Origin of the sequence: Bacteroides acidifaciens (assembly GCF_024623065.1) — a bacterium.
GTDB classification, from domain to species: Bacteria; Bacteroidota; Bacteroidia; order Bacteroidales; family Bacteroidaceae; genus Bacteroides; species Bacteroides acidifaciens.
Genome location: NZ_JANJZR010000055.1, coordinates 13,524 through 30,528, shown reverse-complemented (window position 1 = coordinate 30,528; position 17,005 = coordinate 13,524). Strand labels below are relative to the sequence as shown.

Genomic DNA, 17,005 nt, shown 5'->3' with positions numbered 1-17,005 from the left:
CTTTGTTAGTAATTGGTTATGCCGCAAAGATATGCTGGGTTGCGATGCGTGTCAAGGCGGAAAATAGAATGGTTACCTAGTATCCTTCGCAATATAAACATTTTCATACATTTATCCTAAAACCAAACGTAGACAAATAAAAAAAACACCTCATTTGTCTACGTTTAATAACAATATAAACATTCAACGAACCTCAATTACACATAAAGTCTTCGGATAAACTTCGTTAAATGATACTCATCTTCAATTCTCATCTTTTTCTTTATCCGATACCTTCTTGTCCGAAAAGAAGCTAACAAGATATGAAACTGACGAACAATCTTTTCATGAGAAACTTCTAATCGCAATAGAACAATAATATGAATATCCTCTTCCGATAGCAAGGGGTAATCCTGTCGTAGTTTAACAACAAAGTTGTCCTGTTCTTTATTAAGATATTGTTCCACGATTTCCCAATCATCTTCTTTTATTTGAGGAAAAATATCCTTCCACAGTTCTGAGTCATACATCTTCGGGCAAATCTCGCCATTCTTCAGAACTTGCATAATTATTTATAAATTTAAAACCATCCAGAATTGTATTTGTCGACATATTCAACCAATAAAGAACTTGTGGAACAACCAGCGTGTTCTCCATTATTAGATTACCTGTTGACACATACGTCGGAAACGTATTAGGTAACTCAACAAATGCTTTCTCTTTAAATGTTTCGCTATTTTGTTTATCCAGATTGACATATAACAAATCTAATCCATCCGCTATCTGATTTTTGATAACCAGCGTATCTTGTTTACTAGCATCTTTCACTTCATCCGGATTCAATTTCCAGTATGCAAGTAAATCTTTAAAATGGGCATCATTTGATGATATATCTAATAACGCTGCCTGCTGTGTCAGCTCATTTTCTGTAAGTGCTTTTTTCCATAACCGAATTTCTGATACATAAAATGAAGTGGGAACATGGTCGCAAATACGCAATGGGGATTTGTTGTCTGCTACTCCACGAACATCCTTAGTACCTTTTTTCATTATCTTACCATCTAAAGCAACAATCCATTCTCGTGATTGAGCATTGTTCATTGGAGCAACACTAAAACCATAATTATGCCATTGAGGATCATTAAATGCTGCCACCGCTTCTTCTAAAGCTCCAGTAGATCCTTCAATACGAAGAGAAGCAGTTTCTCTTTGCCGAAAGATTCCCCAACTGCCGCTTTTTGAGAAAATAGCATTCCAATTATCACCTTTGTAAGATCCATCCTTACGGGGATTCATACGCATGATAAATTCCACAGAGAAACTAGAATTTTCTCCTATTGCATATTTAATGTTTGTAGAAACCGTATCTAAAACAATCCCCTGTGCTTTGGATAAATCAAAATAAGCTCCATACATTTTTTTTCCTAGCATCTTCTGTTCCGTATAATGTGGATAGTAGAATATCCCAAACGTATTTCGTTCCTCTGCAGAGTTTCCCCCATAACTACCGTCTTCTTTTCCACCATGATTAGATGTTACAACAACCAGCCAGTCCTCATAAAAAGCATTTTTTCTTTCATCAATTGCCTGCAAGAATTCACCAATATATGCATCTATATATTGAAGTGCTGTGATATAATTGACATTATTGGCGGAAAATCCTCCAGACTTACCAGCTTCTAACATACCCGAGAAACTTAATAGTGTAAAATTAAAATCACTATTTTTCAGATACTCCAATATCACATTTTTAGTTTCCTCATCATTCGCAGTAGTTACGGTCTTTTGTGCTGCATTTAATAAATTCTTATTCAACTTGTCCCAAGGAGTTACGCATAATGTCGGGTTTTCTGAATCATTATCTGCAATATGATGTAGAATTGTTGGATATTGGATTACTTTCTCATTCGGATTACTCGGATCGTATTCCATGTTGGCCACATACGACTCATCGGTAATCTGATGTTTTTCAGGATTTACTCCAGTCATCATAGTTGCCCAAGTTACAGGATCCTCGCTACCCTCTTTCTGTAAAGTGCGGTTATCACTTAACCCCACCCATGAGTATTTACTATGTTTCAGCATTTTGGCAATAGTACCATCCTGAGGCATCTTCTTCTCTACTATACTTCCGACCGCTCCATCTATATTGATCCAAAGAACTTTACGGTGGATAGTTGTTGATATCACAGAATCAGAGTCAAACCCATCCTCTGCAATCCCATCCGGTGCCTCATACGTAGTACAAGAATAATGAAGGGAAATGATAAGTAATCCGACTACCCCAACAATAACTATATTTATAAGCTTTTTCATATATGATTTCTTTTATGGTTTCTTGTAATAAGTTCCAAACTCTGCGAAAGAATGGTACTTCTTCTGATTTGCTTTTTCTTCCTCTGTCAAATCTGAATCACTTTTAAACACGATCGTATTGGGATTTGAGATTTTAAGACGAAGATATCTGGCTTGAGTTCTCGGGCAATCAAAGAAACGCTCGTTCTTCAAGTTTGCCCTCACTACATTGGGGTCAGTAACCTGCAGCAACGTTTCCCATGGAGCATTGATATCATAAGGATCGGCAACTTCAGAGCCAATATATTCAACATGAACATCAGCCAGGCACTGATTGGAATAACCATTTGCCAAATATACTCCATCAATATCAGAGACTTTGTTCAAATCAAAAATGATATAATAAGGCAACTCCAAAGGTTTGTCATTAATCTTACCAGAACTCCAATTAGTCTTCTTTTCCCCATCAATCAAATATTCAGGTTTTCTGGAATCACCATCATAATTTATGCCATAGCCTTTATCATACGCAGACACCTTCCAGTCTCTACGACTATGCCGATAACAATATGATGATACATCATAATCCTTTACCTGTTGAGGATTCAACGGATTATACTCCCATATTTTCTTATCCATTAACGGGTATTGTTCGGCGTATTTTCTATCCTCGTCCAATTGCTCCACCCCCCAATAATCAAAGAACGGACATAAGTTCTGTTTAAAATAGTCACATAACATGCGGAAAGCATAACTTAGAGTTGAGTTATCAATCGACCGTTCCTCTTTTGCCTTCAGATTCAGGTATTTCATCGCTTCCCAATTGTTATCGTCATAATTAGCCAATTGAATAAGGCTTAACAAGTCGAATGCTTTATATGCTGTCTTATCATCATACTTGGTTGCAGCATCCTCTTTCGCCCATTTACTTGAATCAGCCATAGCATACTCAATAGCTTTAGGGAATAAAGTGGTTATATTCTCTTCACCAGGGAAGATTTCACCAAAGGCATTCTCTTTTGAGAAATTCTTCTTTCCTATCCGGTACAAAGGGATTGCATTAGCCACTGCCCGATAATCAGCAGGCCAAGGATTATTACGTGAACGATAGGTACACATTGAATTGATTGCGCTCAACAAAGCTACAGAGTTACCAATTCTCAATGTTCTAAGGTTTAACATTTCTTCCAGCATATACGTGTTGTTTATCGCAACTATTGCATAGTCACTATTACGCAAATACAGGTTTCCCAAAACTTGTACATCCAACACAACCCGAAAAGGAAACTCCGGAGCACGCTCCTTTTCTTCCGCATCCTTGTCAATCTTTAATCCATAATATTCAAAGAAAAACTCTTCAATTGCTTCATCCCATTCTTTACCGACTTCCTGCAGGGTGGATGAAATACTTTCCAAATTATCAAGTACACGATCTTTCTGTACGGTAAAAGCGAAATGTTTTCCTCTTATTTCCAACCAAGGAACAGTGGTCTCTGATATTCTTCTCTTCCAATCTTGCAAGTCCGTCTCTCCTATTACAAAATCTGGTGATTTATATACTCCTTCTATTTTTAAAGAACAAGTACCGGAAGCTTTCAGCCCTAAACTTTTTTTAATCCAGATGGGTCCTCCCAATGGATTCTTTATTATATTCTTTCCTGGGAACAAAGCTTTAGCAACATATACCAAAGGCATACGTTGATAAGGGGACAATTCTGTAAGATCATCCATGTGTGAGCCTACAATTACGCTAAGTCCCATCGTATTATCTTCCACAGTGATAGCTACCTGCTCACCGGCTCCGGCATAAAGTCCCGTACTATAAATCGGCTGTGGCACTTTAGATACTCCTAAAGTGATGGAATCAATATATTGCTTATTCAAATCAAGCTCAATTGTAGCGTTAATCCGTTCTTCTTTCGCTGTATCTACCAATCCCGGAAAAATACGTGCCTTTTCGTACATACTGACATCGATCCCCCCTTCGGTATCTATTGTAATATCCGGTTCACTGGCACCATTATTATCTATACCGTCAGTTATATCGTATTTATAAGCTGTATCACATCCTCCGAGCCACACAGATGTGCCCAAAACGAATAGAAGAATGAATACACAGCTTCTTTTGTTTTTTAATATATTCTTACTCATAACAGTCTATTTATATTTAGTTTTCTTCCATAAAAGTGTATTCAAATGTTTTCCCTACACCTTCAAATTTCCATTCTGAAATAGAAAGTCCCAACCATTGCATAGTTTGTAAGGGGATATCTACATTATTGAAAACAGCTTGATAATAAGAGTCATCCGGAGCTGGAGCTAAGTGTTCTTCAGCAGAATTACCAGTTGTCCATGTTTGATCGGCAAAGGTTATATCAGATTTTCCTGCATATGAATCTGCATATTGCGAAACATTCTTCAAGATAGGATTTTCCAAGTCCTCTTCTCGATCGCATGGCCAGTAACCAATTAAATGATCCCAATATTCATTTTTCACTTCCTCCAGTTTAGTTACTCCGTGATTTTTCTCAATAAATTCTTCAGGTAATGCTACATCATAAAATTGAAGATTCGTCACACAGAATCCAGCGTTACTCTCATTCGGGGAGTTCTCTATTTTCCCGATAGTTAACGGGTAATCCGGACATGTCAAGTTTGTTGGTAAAGTCATATTCTGTTGATCTCTATGCGTACTGTAATTCCCGTCTATATAGGCCCTGAACCGAACAGCCTCTCTATCAAATACAAGTGTAACAGTATGCCATTTACCATCCGTACTAACCCAAGGGTCAGTGGATTGCTGACTAGTCCACACATCCCGATTTCCAACACGAAATTTAATACGGCCCCCATCACCATGTACATTCCAACCTTTACTACCTTTATGTTTATCTGATTTGGAAAGAATATTCACCCAATTATTCTTTTTAGTGGTAGAGTAATACATAAACTGAACAGTATATGACTTATTATTTTCCATCTCAAATAATTTTGGATCAGCTACAGTAGCAACTGACTTTTGATTATTTCCAGCATACAAAGGAGTAAAATATTTGTAATTAAGTTCACTAGCACTTGGTTTTCCAACTACTTTGCTTACAAATCGAGAATTATACATCAGTGTAAATGTATTCAGTCGCGGGTCGTCATAATATGAATCAGACTGAACAGTTTCAGAATAAGTACCTCCATAAGTAGAAGTTACAATAATCAACCAGTTTTCTTTTCTATAGTTTTCTCTGGATTCCAAAGCTGTCCGTATTTCACCAATATAGGTATCGATCTCCTGTATAGCTTCAATCACAGTCGTTGTAGGATTACCCGAACCATCATAAAAAGCATCCGCAGCACCAGCCTTTTGCACCCCATTAAATTCTACAAGGATAACATCTGACGGCAGATCTGTATCCGAATTAATTTCAGCAATAACAGCACTCTTCACTTGCTGATCACTGTCTAATGTCCGGGCAATATCTGCATTGTTACGAAATGCCTGATAAAAACGATTATCCGCTGTATACAAGCTAATTTTCTTTTCATTATCAAGCTGTTTGATTCTACTTAAAAAAGAAGGAGTCTCTAACTCTTCAATAGGTTTCACCTCGCCAGTCGATTCTTCATCCAACCCAATCCCATGAGTTGTAACTCCCGTCATCATATTTGCCCATCCCCGTTCATTGGTAAATACGGGTAACGCTTTATGGCGACTGTCCGCTAAACCCTCAAAAGTGATCACAGCATTGTCTCTCATCGAACGAATATGAGGGGCTTTCTGTGTTGTGTAAGCTTCATTTACAGCTTTTCCGGATGCGCCATCAATTACAACACATAAAACATGTCCTGTCTGTGCTTGGTTTCCCGATTTCGGATATTCATTTGTTGTCAGCCGCTCTAATGAATTATCGCAAGACATCATTGTCCATATTGTCATTCCCATAAACAGGATCTTGGCGAAAAGACTTGTTTGTATCTTTCTTTTTCTATTCATTTTCAAAGTATATTTTAAGATTAATCAAAGTCAACTTCTATTTTTACTATATTATCCACCCGTTCGCCGTTAAAACGATAAAAATCGCCCATTAATAACAAACCGTTATCATTTGTTGATGTTTTGGTTTCAATTACCTGGTTCAATTCACCCAAGAACAGGCCGGGAACATTAAATTTCTGCATGGCTTCACCTTCCATTGTCAATATCAGGAAACCCTGTCGTGTAACGCCATCATACTTTGTGAAAGTACCCGACATTACAACGAAATCATGATCATTTAGAATAGTAGCAAAGTTAGCTGTTCCGCCTTCCATCTTTCTAAGTTTAAAAGTCGGATCAACCGTACCGTCACGATTCAGCATAACTACGCCAGAACACGGAACGCCATTGAATTCAGTAAACATACCCACAAGCATTGCTTTTTTCCGTTTTTTATTATAACGTATCTTGGTTATCGCTCCATTGGCTCCCGTTCCTATATTTTGTAGAAATTGCTGATCGATGTTACCGTTTTTATCGATTCGTACGATATTATTCACATTTATTCCATCAAAAGAATTAATGCTGCCTACAATAACAACACCGTCTTCCTCATCCATATAAGCATCTTGAATCACTCCATTGACACCTTCCTTGTTTTTACGATAATCCTCATCCAGTGCCCCTAAATTATTCATACGCAATACCGTCTTGACAGGAGTGAATTCATACGCCAATTCTTCCGCATATGATCTGTCTATATCTATTTTACAATACTGGGTAATGTTTCCTACTGCAATTACTTTGTCATCTGATGTAACAAATGTAGCTACAGGTGCTTCTTTCGTTCCTCCATTAAATCGAGTGATTCTGGTTGATATCAGCCGTCCATTTTTGATACTTGGAAGCTGTTTGTTATCAAACATCATTCCAATACCATGATCGACTTTCATCATATTATTCACCGAAGTAGGCTGTTCACGCTGTACAGGGTAATACTGTGTAAACTTTCCGGAGATTAAAACGTTTGGATTATTTCCAGACTTATCATTATTAAAATAAGAAATCGATTTGGCATAATAGCTATAAGAACCGCCTTCACCTGAATTAGGATTCTTAAGATCATGACCGATCCCCTGACCACTATCTGTTTTATAATAGGTTCCGTTCCATCCACCGGCTACACTTCCTTTATTATCAATCCAGGCTATGCAACGAATACGAGCATCGCTACTTGTCAATGGCATAAAGCTACCTACTAAATGATAATGTTCCTTTTGAGACCAATGTTCCAAACAACTATAAATTGCACCCGGAATACGCTTTTGAACTACATACCCTTTATCAACGCTTACATTACCCAACACAGTAAGTTTAGGACCATAGAAAATCTGTTCATTCAACAAGATATGTGCTATTCCGGAACTAAGACTTTCTGGAACTTTTACTGTAATTGTTGTATCAGTAGCTAATACTATTTCTGCTTTTTCATTGGAAATAAAAAAACTAAAATCCGGTTTTCCTTGCTGATTGAACCATTTAGATAATCCTTTAGCCTTATAAGTAACCAATTCACCCGGATAAGCTCTATCAGGCGAAGGAGCATCAACTAAAAATCTTATACCGTAAGGCTCTTTTCCCCCGGCATACGGATCGCCTTCTATTTCTTCATCAGAATTGCATCCTGCGAAAGACAGGACTACACAAAGACACATCAGCATCTTTATCAAACGGGATTCTATCTCATATTGATATGCTTTCATAGTTATTCTGTTTTATTAATTTGAGAAAGTTCATCAATGCCCTCTTCTATCGCTTTTAAAGCAAATAATCTTCTGTCAAAACCAAAATCATGATCGGTCATACGAAGTACATGAACAACTCCATTCTTGGGTTGTATGTCCGATGTGGCTACATACGCATTCTTTAAATCACTCACAGTAATATCATATATATACGAATAAAGTATCTGGCGGGGACCCACATATTTCACTCCATTAGCATCACCATACACCACTCCTACATTCATTGGCAGTCCACCATACGTAATGAATGTCTGTCCCGGATAAGCAGCAATCGCAGTTGTATCAATTTGAGGAATATCTTTAAGCGTATATTTATCTTTAAGTATATACATAGATAAATATTCTCTCCATACAGAAGGTTTTATCTGCTTCAGATTCTTAATACTGTCATTACCCATTTGATACCACATTTTATTCAGCAGAGCGACACTTTTGCGGATAGACCAGTTAGTCGGTGCAAAGAATGTTACATTTTCTTCCTCAAGTACCTCTTCCATATTTGCAAGCCTGATAATTTCAATCAGATCGGAAAAATAATCATTTTTAGGATCATCTTTAGGGGATCTTGACTGGAGAAACTCCATTATTGTTCCATCATAATATGGATTACTTTTTCCTCCATCTATCAGATAACTATCGTTTGTACAATTACCCATAAATATAGGTATGGTAATAACAGCAATAACCAGTTGCCATATCTTTATCTTGCTTTTCATATCCTTGTTTTTATAATTACGTATTTATTCTATTCACTCCCAAAAAAGATTGAGTTGTATATTCGTATTATTTTTCAGCACATCTCTATGTAAAGGCCATGTCCATGCACCTACATTAAAATCCGTACGTCTGATGGGATGCGCACAATATGCGATATTAGAAATTTTTCCAGTTCGTACCAGATCATAATAATAATGCCCTTCTCCAATCAGTTCTCTTTGTCGTTCCCAAAATATAGCATCCTGCAGCTCTTTTCCTGAAGAGAAGCTTTCTGACGCACCGGCTCTATGACGAATCCGGTTCAATAACTCATTAGCTTTTGTGTCATTGGTACCTAAAGCCGCCAGTGCTTCAGCGTATAGCAATAACGCTCCGGCATACCGGAAAACAATCTGGTTTCCCGAATTAGAAGTTATACTATTGTTTCCATAATAATCAATATTCAGAAACTTTATTATTTCGGTACGATTCACACTGGAAGCCGAATACATATTTTCATCGAACCAATATGATTTCCGTAAATCTTCTTCCATATAAGGGAAGATCTTCTCTATATAGCTACCATCATAATAATACATGGGATTTTCGTTGGCTCCTTTATGTCTATAAACTACATTATTAGAGAATACAGCTATCGATGAAAAGACTTCATTGGAAGCATTGATATTTTGTGCTATTTCAAAAAGACCTTCGTTAGATCCTCCCTTGAACACATTTGAGATCCGGCTTATTTCTAACAGTTCATAAGCTCCGTCATTCTGTTCCAACTGTTCGCCCAAATCAACCACATTCTGATAATAAGTTGTTTTATTTTGTTCATCGAATTGAGCCAACCAGAGATTAATATGCATCATCAACGCAATGACCGATCCACGAGACGCTCTTACTCCTTTTTTTGCATTTGAATTATATGTCCAAGGTAAAAAACGGTCTTCAGGACTATTGCCTAAAGCTCCTGTTCTTAAGTCTTCCAGACAACTTTGAAGCACAATAACCATGTTAGTTCGTGGCAAAGACGCTGAATTATACGCTATCGTATAATAGGGAACATCACCAAAAACTCTCACCATAAAGAAATAAGCCAAATTTCTAAGAAAGACAGCCTCTGCTTTGAACATCCGGTATTCTTCTTCAGTAAGAGTAGAGACTTGATCTATCTCTTTAACCAAGATATTGGCAGTCTGTATAACTTCATAAAATGGTTTCCATTTAGTAGTCTCTCCAAAAGGGGTATTTGGAGAATTTCTCAACTCATTCATTTCATTTCCTGCCAAGTAGGTTACCCTTCTACCTTCATTATCATTATTATATGGCGAGATAGAGGCGCAACGCATATCACCACTTGCAGTAAGAAATGCACCGCTGCCCATAGTTGCCTTTCTCAAATTAGAGTAAGCGCTCATCAAGAAACCTTCCACATTGGCGGCATTGCCATCAATCCAGAATTCGTCACCGGGAAGTTTATCTTCGCTCTTTACTTCCAACAAGCCACAACTTGTCAGTAGAAACGAACAAGCCGCTATTATAAAGAATATATTTTTTTTCATAATCACTGATTTATCTGTTTAAAAATCAATTGAAACTCCCATTGTATAGTTACGGCTATTCGGATATCCTCCTGATACATCATACCCCAAACTATTTACATTTTCTGGATTTACACCTGAATATTTGGAGAAGGTGTAAATGTTATTCACACTAGCATTCAACTGTACCCGTTCTACTCTCAAAAAGTCCAATACTTTTTTAGGTAAAACATAAGAGATTGAAACACCATTAATTTTCAGGAAAGATCCGTCTTCCATGAAGAGTGTCTGGTCCGGACGGAAGAAGTTCACCTGATGATCGGCTGTTCCTCCACGAATGTAATCGAACGGATTGGGATACTTGGCATATATATGATCTTCTTTCCAGAAATCAAATGCTTCTATAGGCGTTATCGCCCCACTCCCATTCAGGTCTTTTGAAAGAGGATTTCCATAAGCAGCAAAGCGATCGGCTAATGCTTTATTGATAATATCCCTTTTTATCGTGAAAGAAAAGTTTGTGTTGATGGAGAATGACTTATATCTCAAGTTCGCATTAAATCCACCTGTCAACCGAGGTTGAGAGTTACCAACTACCACCTTATCTTTATCATCTATTATATAGTCTCCATTAACATCCACCCATATCGGGTCGCCAGCCTGCATATAAACATATCCGTTATTTTTATTATTAGCAGCTTTCATTCGTTCACCGGTAGCTGGATTTACCGGTACATCTTCATCTGTTGCATACACTCCTTTATTCACCAATAAGTAATTTGCTAATGCATTCGACCCTAAACGGTTGATTATTTTAGCGTCACTATTAATGATTTGCCTGGCCTCATTCGGCAGCTTAGCGATCACATCCTTATTCATAGCCAATGACAGTGATAAATCTAATGTCCAAGGACTCTGCTGAGGTAATGGTCGACCGCCAATTAATATTTCAAATCCATAATTCACCAAACTTGTTTCAATACTTCTTACTTTTTCAAATGCATTATGGTCAGCTAGTTCAATATCACTCAATTGGTTATCAGTCTGTCTGTAATATAAGTCACCTGTAAAACGGAGTCTGCTATTGAAGAAACTCAACTCTGTACCCAAATTCCATGTAGTAGAAGTAACCGGTTTCAAGTTGTCATTTGGTAACAAGCCGTAATCAATCGGAATTATAGGCATACCATTATATGTATCACTCCCTAGTAGATAAGTACCCCAAATGTCATACCGGGTAGCTCTGTACTTAGTTGTTCGTCCCCAACTAACACGCAATGCACCTGTGCTCAATTGGTTCCAATTATCAGCAAAAGCTTCACGACTAAAGTTCCATTTAAATCCGAGTGACGGACTAATGGTCCATTTTATTTTTTTACCATATGTGGAATTCGCTTCAGGGCGTATATTAGGAGTGAATATATAACGTTCACCTCGTGGACCTATCGAACCTAGATTAAAGCTTGGATCTATAATGAAAGAAAGGGTGTTTTCATCCTCTACAAATGAGGTAGTTCCCTCTGATTTGCTATGCATCGCTCCAGGTCCCCAAATATAATCACTACCTCCTCCTACTAATTTAACCGTATTATGACTTCTTTTGTTAGTCGAAATTTCCACACCAGCCCGAAGTCCTAATCTGAATATTCTAAGATCCAATGACCTGGCTAAAACAGTACGTGCATATAAATTATAACTGTTCTGACTCAAATTATACCATTCGGACCTATTATTATTTAATATTCCGGGAGTAAACGTCTCTCTTTCAGTCGTATTATATTTATATCCAAAGATCCCGTCAAGTGTAAATTCATAAGGTAGTTTATACACCATACGTATGCTCGCATCGTATGCAGTATTTACATTATTATCGTCCACAGAAAATGCAGCTAACGCTTCGCTGGCTGATATATACATAGACGGCGGAGGTAATAATGAAGAAGCTGACGATCCCCTTGCAACACCTGATTGAGTAAAAGCATTACCACTACCCTGACTGTTCAGTGTAAACGTAGCGGAAACATTGACATCCATCTCAAATTTATCATTCGGACTATAACCTAATCGCGCCTTAAGACCATACCGATTGAAATCCGTATTTTTCACAATTCCTTTTTCGGTATAGTAATTACCATTAATCAAGTAATTGAATTTTGAAGTACCTCCAGAGAAACTCAAGTTATGTGTTTGATTATGAGTCACACCATAAAAACGTCCTTGCCAGTCTGTATTATTATTCCAATAAGGATTCAAGCTATCTGCCAATGCCGGAAAATTATGTATTTCATTGTGCCCGAAATAACTGGAAGTGTCATTCTGTAATATTTGCATGATACGCATATTTCTTTCAGCATTACCAATAGCAACGTCTCTCAATCTTGGAGGAGTTTTAATCACATAATTACCCGAATAAGAAACTTTGGGAGGGCCATTACCTCTCTTCGTTTCGATAATAATTACACCATAAGCACCTTTAGAACCATATAAGGAGGTTGCGGCAGCATCTTTTAAAATTTCCATTCTCTGAATGTTTTCAAAAGGTATCATGGAAAGCGGACTCACTGTAGCTCCTGACAACAAACCTGACGCATCGACATCAGAGTTCATGTCTATATTTTCCAAAGGAATTCCATCGACCACAAAAAGAGGTGCTGACGAACCTAGTACAAAATCTTCTCCTTGCTTGGTTATTGAAATATCCGAAATACCACGTAATGTAAAACTAGGCATCCCCCCCGGTGTACCATTCTGTATCTGTATATTCAACCCGGGAACACGACCTTGCAACAACTCCATGGCATTTGCCACCGGTGTGTTTACAAGATCTTCCGCTTCAACGACCTGTACAGAAGCGGTCACAGCCGCCCGACTCTTTTTCTGATAGCCGACAACCACCGTCTCATCCAGCATGTTTTCCGATAAGCTCATCAATACAGTCATCTCAGACATTTCTTTCGTGATTTTCCTAACAACCGGTTCGTAACCTATATACGTAAATGTAACATTTGCCGGCACAGGCACCCTCAATGTAAATTCACCATCTGTATTAGTGGAAATTGAGTGTCGTGAATCAATTTTCCCTGATTTATCGCGTACGACTACCGAAACATACGGAAGTGGCTGATTGTCATTCTTGTCTTTAACAACTCCACTTATGAGCACCTCTTGTGCAAAAGCTTCTAATGAAGCAAACAGACACAACAAGCCCAATATGATATATTTATGTATCTTTTTCATATAAATTCATCTAACAAAGTTTATTCATAATCCCTAAATTCCGGAGCACCTTCTGCAAACACAACGATAACTTCCCAATGCGCTTCTTTGTAAATTCCAAATTCTATTTCGAAATACGAATCTAAACGATATCCCATAGCAGTAATTCTATCATACGCAAAACGCAGTTTAAGCAAATTACCTTCACTATTGGTATACTTAGAAGGAACTTGAACCAAAGGCATAGGATATACAACGTCATATTTTACATAATCAGCCCCCATCTCCTTATTGAATCCATGAATCAATTCGTCCCATTTTGTTTGATTAAATTTCTCTGGCGAAATAGGAGTATAATCTGAATTATAAAAGCGAAAAGTCAGAGTTTTAGTTTTATCTGTATTTTCCTTATTCTCCCGCAGATAGACTTGTATTTTTTCGGACGAAGTGTAACTCCCTGACTCCAATACAATGGAACGAGCCGCAGTTGCCGGAATATAATCTTTATCTTTTATCAGGCCGGTTTCCGAATCATAAATGGAAGGTTCGAAATCACTCTCTCTCAAAGGTACCAGCTGCAAATTGTTAAAATATTTATATCCACCTTTATTCTCAACCTTCACATCAAACAGATAACCTTTACTTGGAGAGCAATTGACAAATGCCGACATAGCATTAGAATACATTACAAATTCTCCTGAATGTTTATGTATCTGAAATAGCGGACGATATTCTAGCGTTCTTTTGGCTTCAATTTCTTCAAGAGTTTTCTCTGTTCCAAGATAAGGACTTTTCCATACGGTTACCGGAAACACATCAGTCAACTCTGGTGCTGGACTACCATCTGCCTTCACTATACGAGTTATTTCAAATGTCAAAGGGAGCGTTGAATTTCCTGATTGAAAATTATTTGAGAACAAAGTTGTTCTACCCAATACCGGTTTATATAGCTGTTGAGTAAAATTCACTTCCCGATCAAATGCTTCTTGTACATCAGGCAAGAATTTTTCAACACACGAGGTATTCAGAAAAGAGTATGCTCCTATTCCGAGAAAGCAAAAGAACTTTATGAATCTATTTTTTCTCATTTCCGTAGTCTTTAAAATAATTAATAAACTTATCGTAACCGAAATTATGTTGATTGGTCAAAAGATGAATAACTGCATTGCGAGTATAAATATCATGCCAAACAATGTTTGTAGATTTCCATAAATCCTTCAACTGACTGTTATTCATATCACTAAGAGTGAAACTCCTGACTCCTTCTCCCACAATGCCGGAAGCCGTTTGCCGAGTACAAGATACATTCATTTGATATTTATATTTGTATGACTCTAAAGAAAGACTTTCTTGTGCTTCTATGATCTTTTTCGTGTCATACTTTCCTGTGAATATATATCGGCAAAGCAACGTGTCTACGCGTGCTCTATAATCATAATGCCTTATCTCAATGATGGGATTCTCCGGATCATCTTTATTAGGAATTTCAATTTCAACATCAAAAGGTTCAATAAGTAACTCTTTTAAAAAAAGTGCTTTCCCCTGTTTCTTTTGTTCGCGATAGGTGTTGAGCTGGTCAAATGAATATTCGAAACACTCATTCGGTACAGCAAATACGGTAAAATACTCATCGTCTTTTTCCAACTGTTCCTTTAAACCGGGAACAGCATTGATAATGACAAGCATTGAATCATATTTCTGATTAAACAGATGGCTTGCTTCATCGGAAAGGTATTCCAAAAAAGTGCCATCATACTTTTCAACTTCAACCGGCTGAGTATAAGCAACTGACTCATAATCCCGGCAAGCACCGAAAAGTACTAAAGTTATTACTCCGATTATTATTGCGGATTTATTCATAGTATATATTTTTTAATTTACGTATTTATATCTATCTAATATTTCGTAAAATCTGTTCCAAAACAATAGTTTTCAGATTCATTGCCAGTAAGTATTTTGCTCAATCATAGAATTGGTAAGAATATCCTGATCAATAGGCCAGTAAATACCTCCTTCATTGATTAGTTTTCGTAGTTTTGTATCATTATTCAACAATTTCTCTTGACGTATCCGGTCATACCAACGCCAACCTTCTCCCATTAGTTCCTTTCTTCTCTCCTCGAATACAGCTTGAATAACTTTTGACTTATCACTATTAAAATCTTTTTTATAAGAAACTGCACTCATTCCTCTGGCAGTTCTTATTGTATTAAGATGTACTAGAGCTTGTTCTGGTTGATTTATTGCACACAAAGCTTCTGCACGAAGCAATGTGATGTCTTCAAGACGACTAAATACCAGTGCTGATCCGAAAATAGCATAATCATTAGTCGTAGGATTACCATTCTGAATAACTTTAATCTTACTAAAAATAGGATATTGAGATTCAACATTGTGAACATAACTGGTATAGTATTTACCACTCTTCGAGTCAATACCGAACCTTTGATCATCTACATTATTGAATATGGAAAACAAACTGTCTTTTGAAACGTATATATCAGGAGTGCTTTTCTGCACAAGCGGAGCTGCTAATGTCAATTCTTCAAGATGTCCATTCTGTGATGCCTCGCTTTCATTATGATCAAAAGTAAGCCCTACAATGCGGGACACTCTCCAGTCGGAGTTGGTCAGAAAAAGTCCCTGTGAAGAGGTCAGATCTGCTACGCCAATATATTTTGCTTCTACACGACTCGCATTGTCCATAATATACGCAGCATAAGTTTCTGCATTCAAATAATTACCTTCCCAAGCTGCGATGTGTGCAAGAATAGCATATACAGACAATTTATTCAATAAGATACCTTGCCAGTCTTTCCCTTCTTTACCATAATAAAGGCTTGTTTTAGAACCTAACTGGAAAGGTAGTACTGTTAATGCATTTTCCAGTTCTTCTTTCGCATAGCTCAACACAAGACTGGCGTCCGTCCGCTTCATCCTGGGAAAAGAGCCATTATCATACGAATAAGTAACTAAAGGAACATCTCCCCATATACGTACCATATTGAAGTAAGCAAAAGCTCTTAGTACTCTAGCTTGTGCTATATCCAACATCAGATTTTCTTCTGAATAGGATTTATCTTTCTCAAAAGTTCCCGGAGCCTTTTCTATAAAAATAGAAGCTGCGTTTATAACAGCATAAAATCTTCTCCAATTAGAAATTTCCTTCATTATCGGAAATGGCTCGTTCAGATTATTATCTACGACTGCCTGAAGATCAAGACGATCAGTTACACTAAAATCTCCTCCGCGTAAATCACCACAAATCCAATATGCATTATTTTCAACCAAAGCAGCTCGCATCAAGCCATATACTCCCATCAATGCAGCACGAGTATCTTCAAGAGTACTCCATTGCTGATCTTCCTTAGCTATACGTTTGGATTCTACATCCAAAAAATCATTGCAGGAAACAAGTATCATAGAAAAGCCAACACCCAATAACAGTAAAAAGTGTGTTATTTTTCGATATAAATTACTGAACATATTACTATATT

At 37.3% G+C, this 17,005-nt stretch carries 11 protein-coding genes; all 11 read right to left on the bottom strand.

Translation table 11 applies throughout. The features are described from left to right. Positions 1 to 197 precede the first annotated feature (197 nt). The 11 genes from NSB03_RS14445 to NSB03_RS14395 all read right to left on the bottom strand — a co-directional run bounded on the left by NSB03_RS14445 (position 198) and on the right by NSB03_RS14395 (position 16,994). Entirely contained in the window at positions 198 to 545 is a 348-nt protein-coding gene (locus NSB03_RS14445) for a hypothetical protein (RefSeq protein WP_128824400.1), read from the bottom strand. Beyond that, positions 502 to 2,295 (bottom strand): alkaline phosphatase family protein, encoded by a 1,794-nt coding sequence (locus tag NSB03_RS14440; protein ID WP_024987860.1) that lies wholly within the window; start codon positions 2,293 to 2,295, stop codon positions 502 to 504. The genes NSB03_RS14445 and NSB03_RS14440 overlap by 44 nt, the downstream gene beginning before the upstream one ends. A gap of 12 nt (positions 2,296 to 2,307) precedes the next feature. Then, positions 2,308 to 4,425, bottom strand: coding sequence for a M60 family metallopeptidase (locus NSB03_RS14435; protein WP_135039301.1), 2,118 nt, complete (start codon positions 4,423 to 4,425; stop codon positions 2,308 to 2,310). Positions 4,426 to 4,441: 16 nt separating this feature from the next. Then, positions 4,442 to 6,262 carry a LamG-like jellyroll fold domain-containing protein gene (locus NSB03_RS14430; protein WP_004325576.1) on the bottom strand — a complete coding sequence of 607 codons (1,821 nt, stop codon included), beginning with the start codon at positions 6,260 to 6,262 and terminating at the stop codon, positions 4,442 to 4,444. A 20-nt stretch (positions 6,263 to 6,282) separates the two neighbouring features. Continuing rightward, positions 6,283 to 8,007 (bottom strand): DUF5124 domain-containing protein, encoded by a 1,725-nt coding sequence (locus tag NSB03_RS14425; protein WP_004325575.1) that lies wholly within the window; start codon positions 8,005 to 8,007, stop codon positions 6,283 to 6,285. A gap of 2 nt (positions 8,008 to 8,009) precedes the next feature. Beyond that, complete coding sequence (locus NSB03_RS14420) at positions 8,010 to 8,765, bottom strand: fasciclin domain-containing protein (protein ID WP_004325574.1); 756 nt, start codon at positions 8,763 to 8,765, stop codon at positions 8,010 to 8,012. Positions 8,766 to 8,798: 33 nt separating this feature from the next. Then, on the bottom strand, positions 8,799 to 10,313 hold the full coding sequence (locus NSB03_RS14415) for a RagB/SusD family nutrient uptake outer membrane protein (protein ID WP_024987861.1): 1,515 nt from the start codon (positions 10,311 to 10,313) through the stop codon (positions 8,799 to 8,801). Positions 10,314 to 10,331: 18 nt separating this feature from the next. Next, positions 10,332 to 13,529: a SusC/RagA family TonB-linked outer membrane protein gene (locus tag NSB03_RS14410; protein WP_135039302.1), complete on the bottom strand. Its 3,198-nt coding sequence runs from the start codon at positions 13,527 to 13,529 to the stop codon at positions 10,332 to 10,334. A 20-nt stretch (positions 13,530 to 13,549) separates the two neighbouring features. Beyond that, positions 13,550 to 14,596 carry a DUF5007 domain-containing protein gene (locus NSB03_RS14405; RefSeq protein ID WP_024987862.1) on the bottom strand — a complete coding sequence of 349 codons (1,047 nt, stop codon included), beginning with the start codon at positions 14,594 to 14,596 and terminating at the stop codon, positions 13,550 to 13,552. Next, positions 14,583 to 15,368, bottom strand: a complete 786-nt coding sequence (locus NSB03_RS14400) for a hypothetical protein (protein WP_024987863.1) — start codon at positions 15,366 to 15,368, stop codon at positions 14,583 to 14,585. The genes NSB03_RS14405 and NSB03_RS14400 overlap by 14 nt, the downstream gene beginning before the upstream one ends. A gap of 78 nt (positions 15,369 to 15,446) precedes the next feature. Continuing rightward, positions 15,447 to 16,994, bottom strand: coding sequence for a RagB/SusD family nutrient uptake outer membrane protein (locus tag NSB03_RS14395; protein WP_024987864.1), 1,548 nt, complete (start codon positions 16,992 to 16,994; stop codon positions 15,447 to 15,449). Between the last annotated feature and the right edge of the window lie 11 nt (positions 16,995 to 17,005).

Coding starts and splice junctions, on each gene's coding strand:
- NSB03_RS14445 (WP_128824400.1), bottom strand. CDS start 545: ATGCAAGTTCTGAAGAATGGCGAGATTTGCCCGAAGATGTATGACTCA.
- NSB03_RS14440 (WP_024987860.1), bottom strand. CDS start 2,295: ATGAAAAAGCTTATAAATATAGTTATTGTTGGGGTAGTCGGATTACTT.
- NSB03_RS14435 (WP_135039301.1), bottom strand. CDS start 4,425: ATGAGTAAGAATATATTAAAAAACAAAAGAAGCTGTGTATTCATTCTT.
- NSB03_RS14430 (WP_004325576.1), bottom strand. CDS start 6,262: ATGAATAGAAAAAGAAAGATACAAACAAGTCTTTTCGCCAAGATCCTG.
- NSB03_RS14425 (WP_004325575.1), bottom strand. CDS start 8,007: ATGAAAGCATATCAATATGAGATAGAATCCCGTTTGATAAAGATGCTG.
- NSB03_RS14420 (WP_004325574.1), bottom strand. CDS start 8,765: ATGAAAAGCAAGATAAAGATATGGCAACTGGTTATTGCTGTTATTACC.
- NSB03_RS14415 (WP_024987861.1), bottom strand. CDS start 10,313: ATGAAAAAAAATATATTCTTTATAATAGCGGCTTGTTCGTTTCTACTG.
- NSB03_RS14410 (WP_135039302.1), bottom strand. CDS start 13,529: ATGAAAAAGATACATAAATATATCATATTGGGCTTGTTGTGTCTGTTT.
- NSB03_RS14405 (WP_024987862.1), bottom strand. CDS start 14,596: ATGAGAAAAAATAGATTCATAAAGTTCTTTTGCTTTCTCGGAATAGGA.
- NSB03_RS14400 (WP_024987863.1), bottom strand. CDS start 15,368: ATGAATAAATCCGCAATAATAATCGGAGTAATAACTTTAGTACTTTTC.
- NSB03_RS14395 (WP_024987864.1), bottom strand. CDS start 16,994: ATGTTCAGTAATTTATATCGAAAAATAACACACTTTTTACTGTTATTG.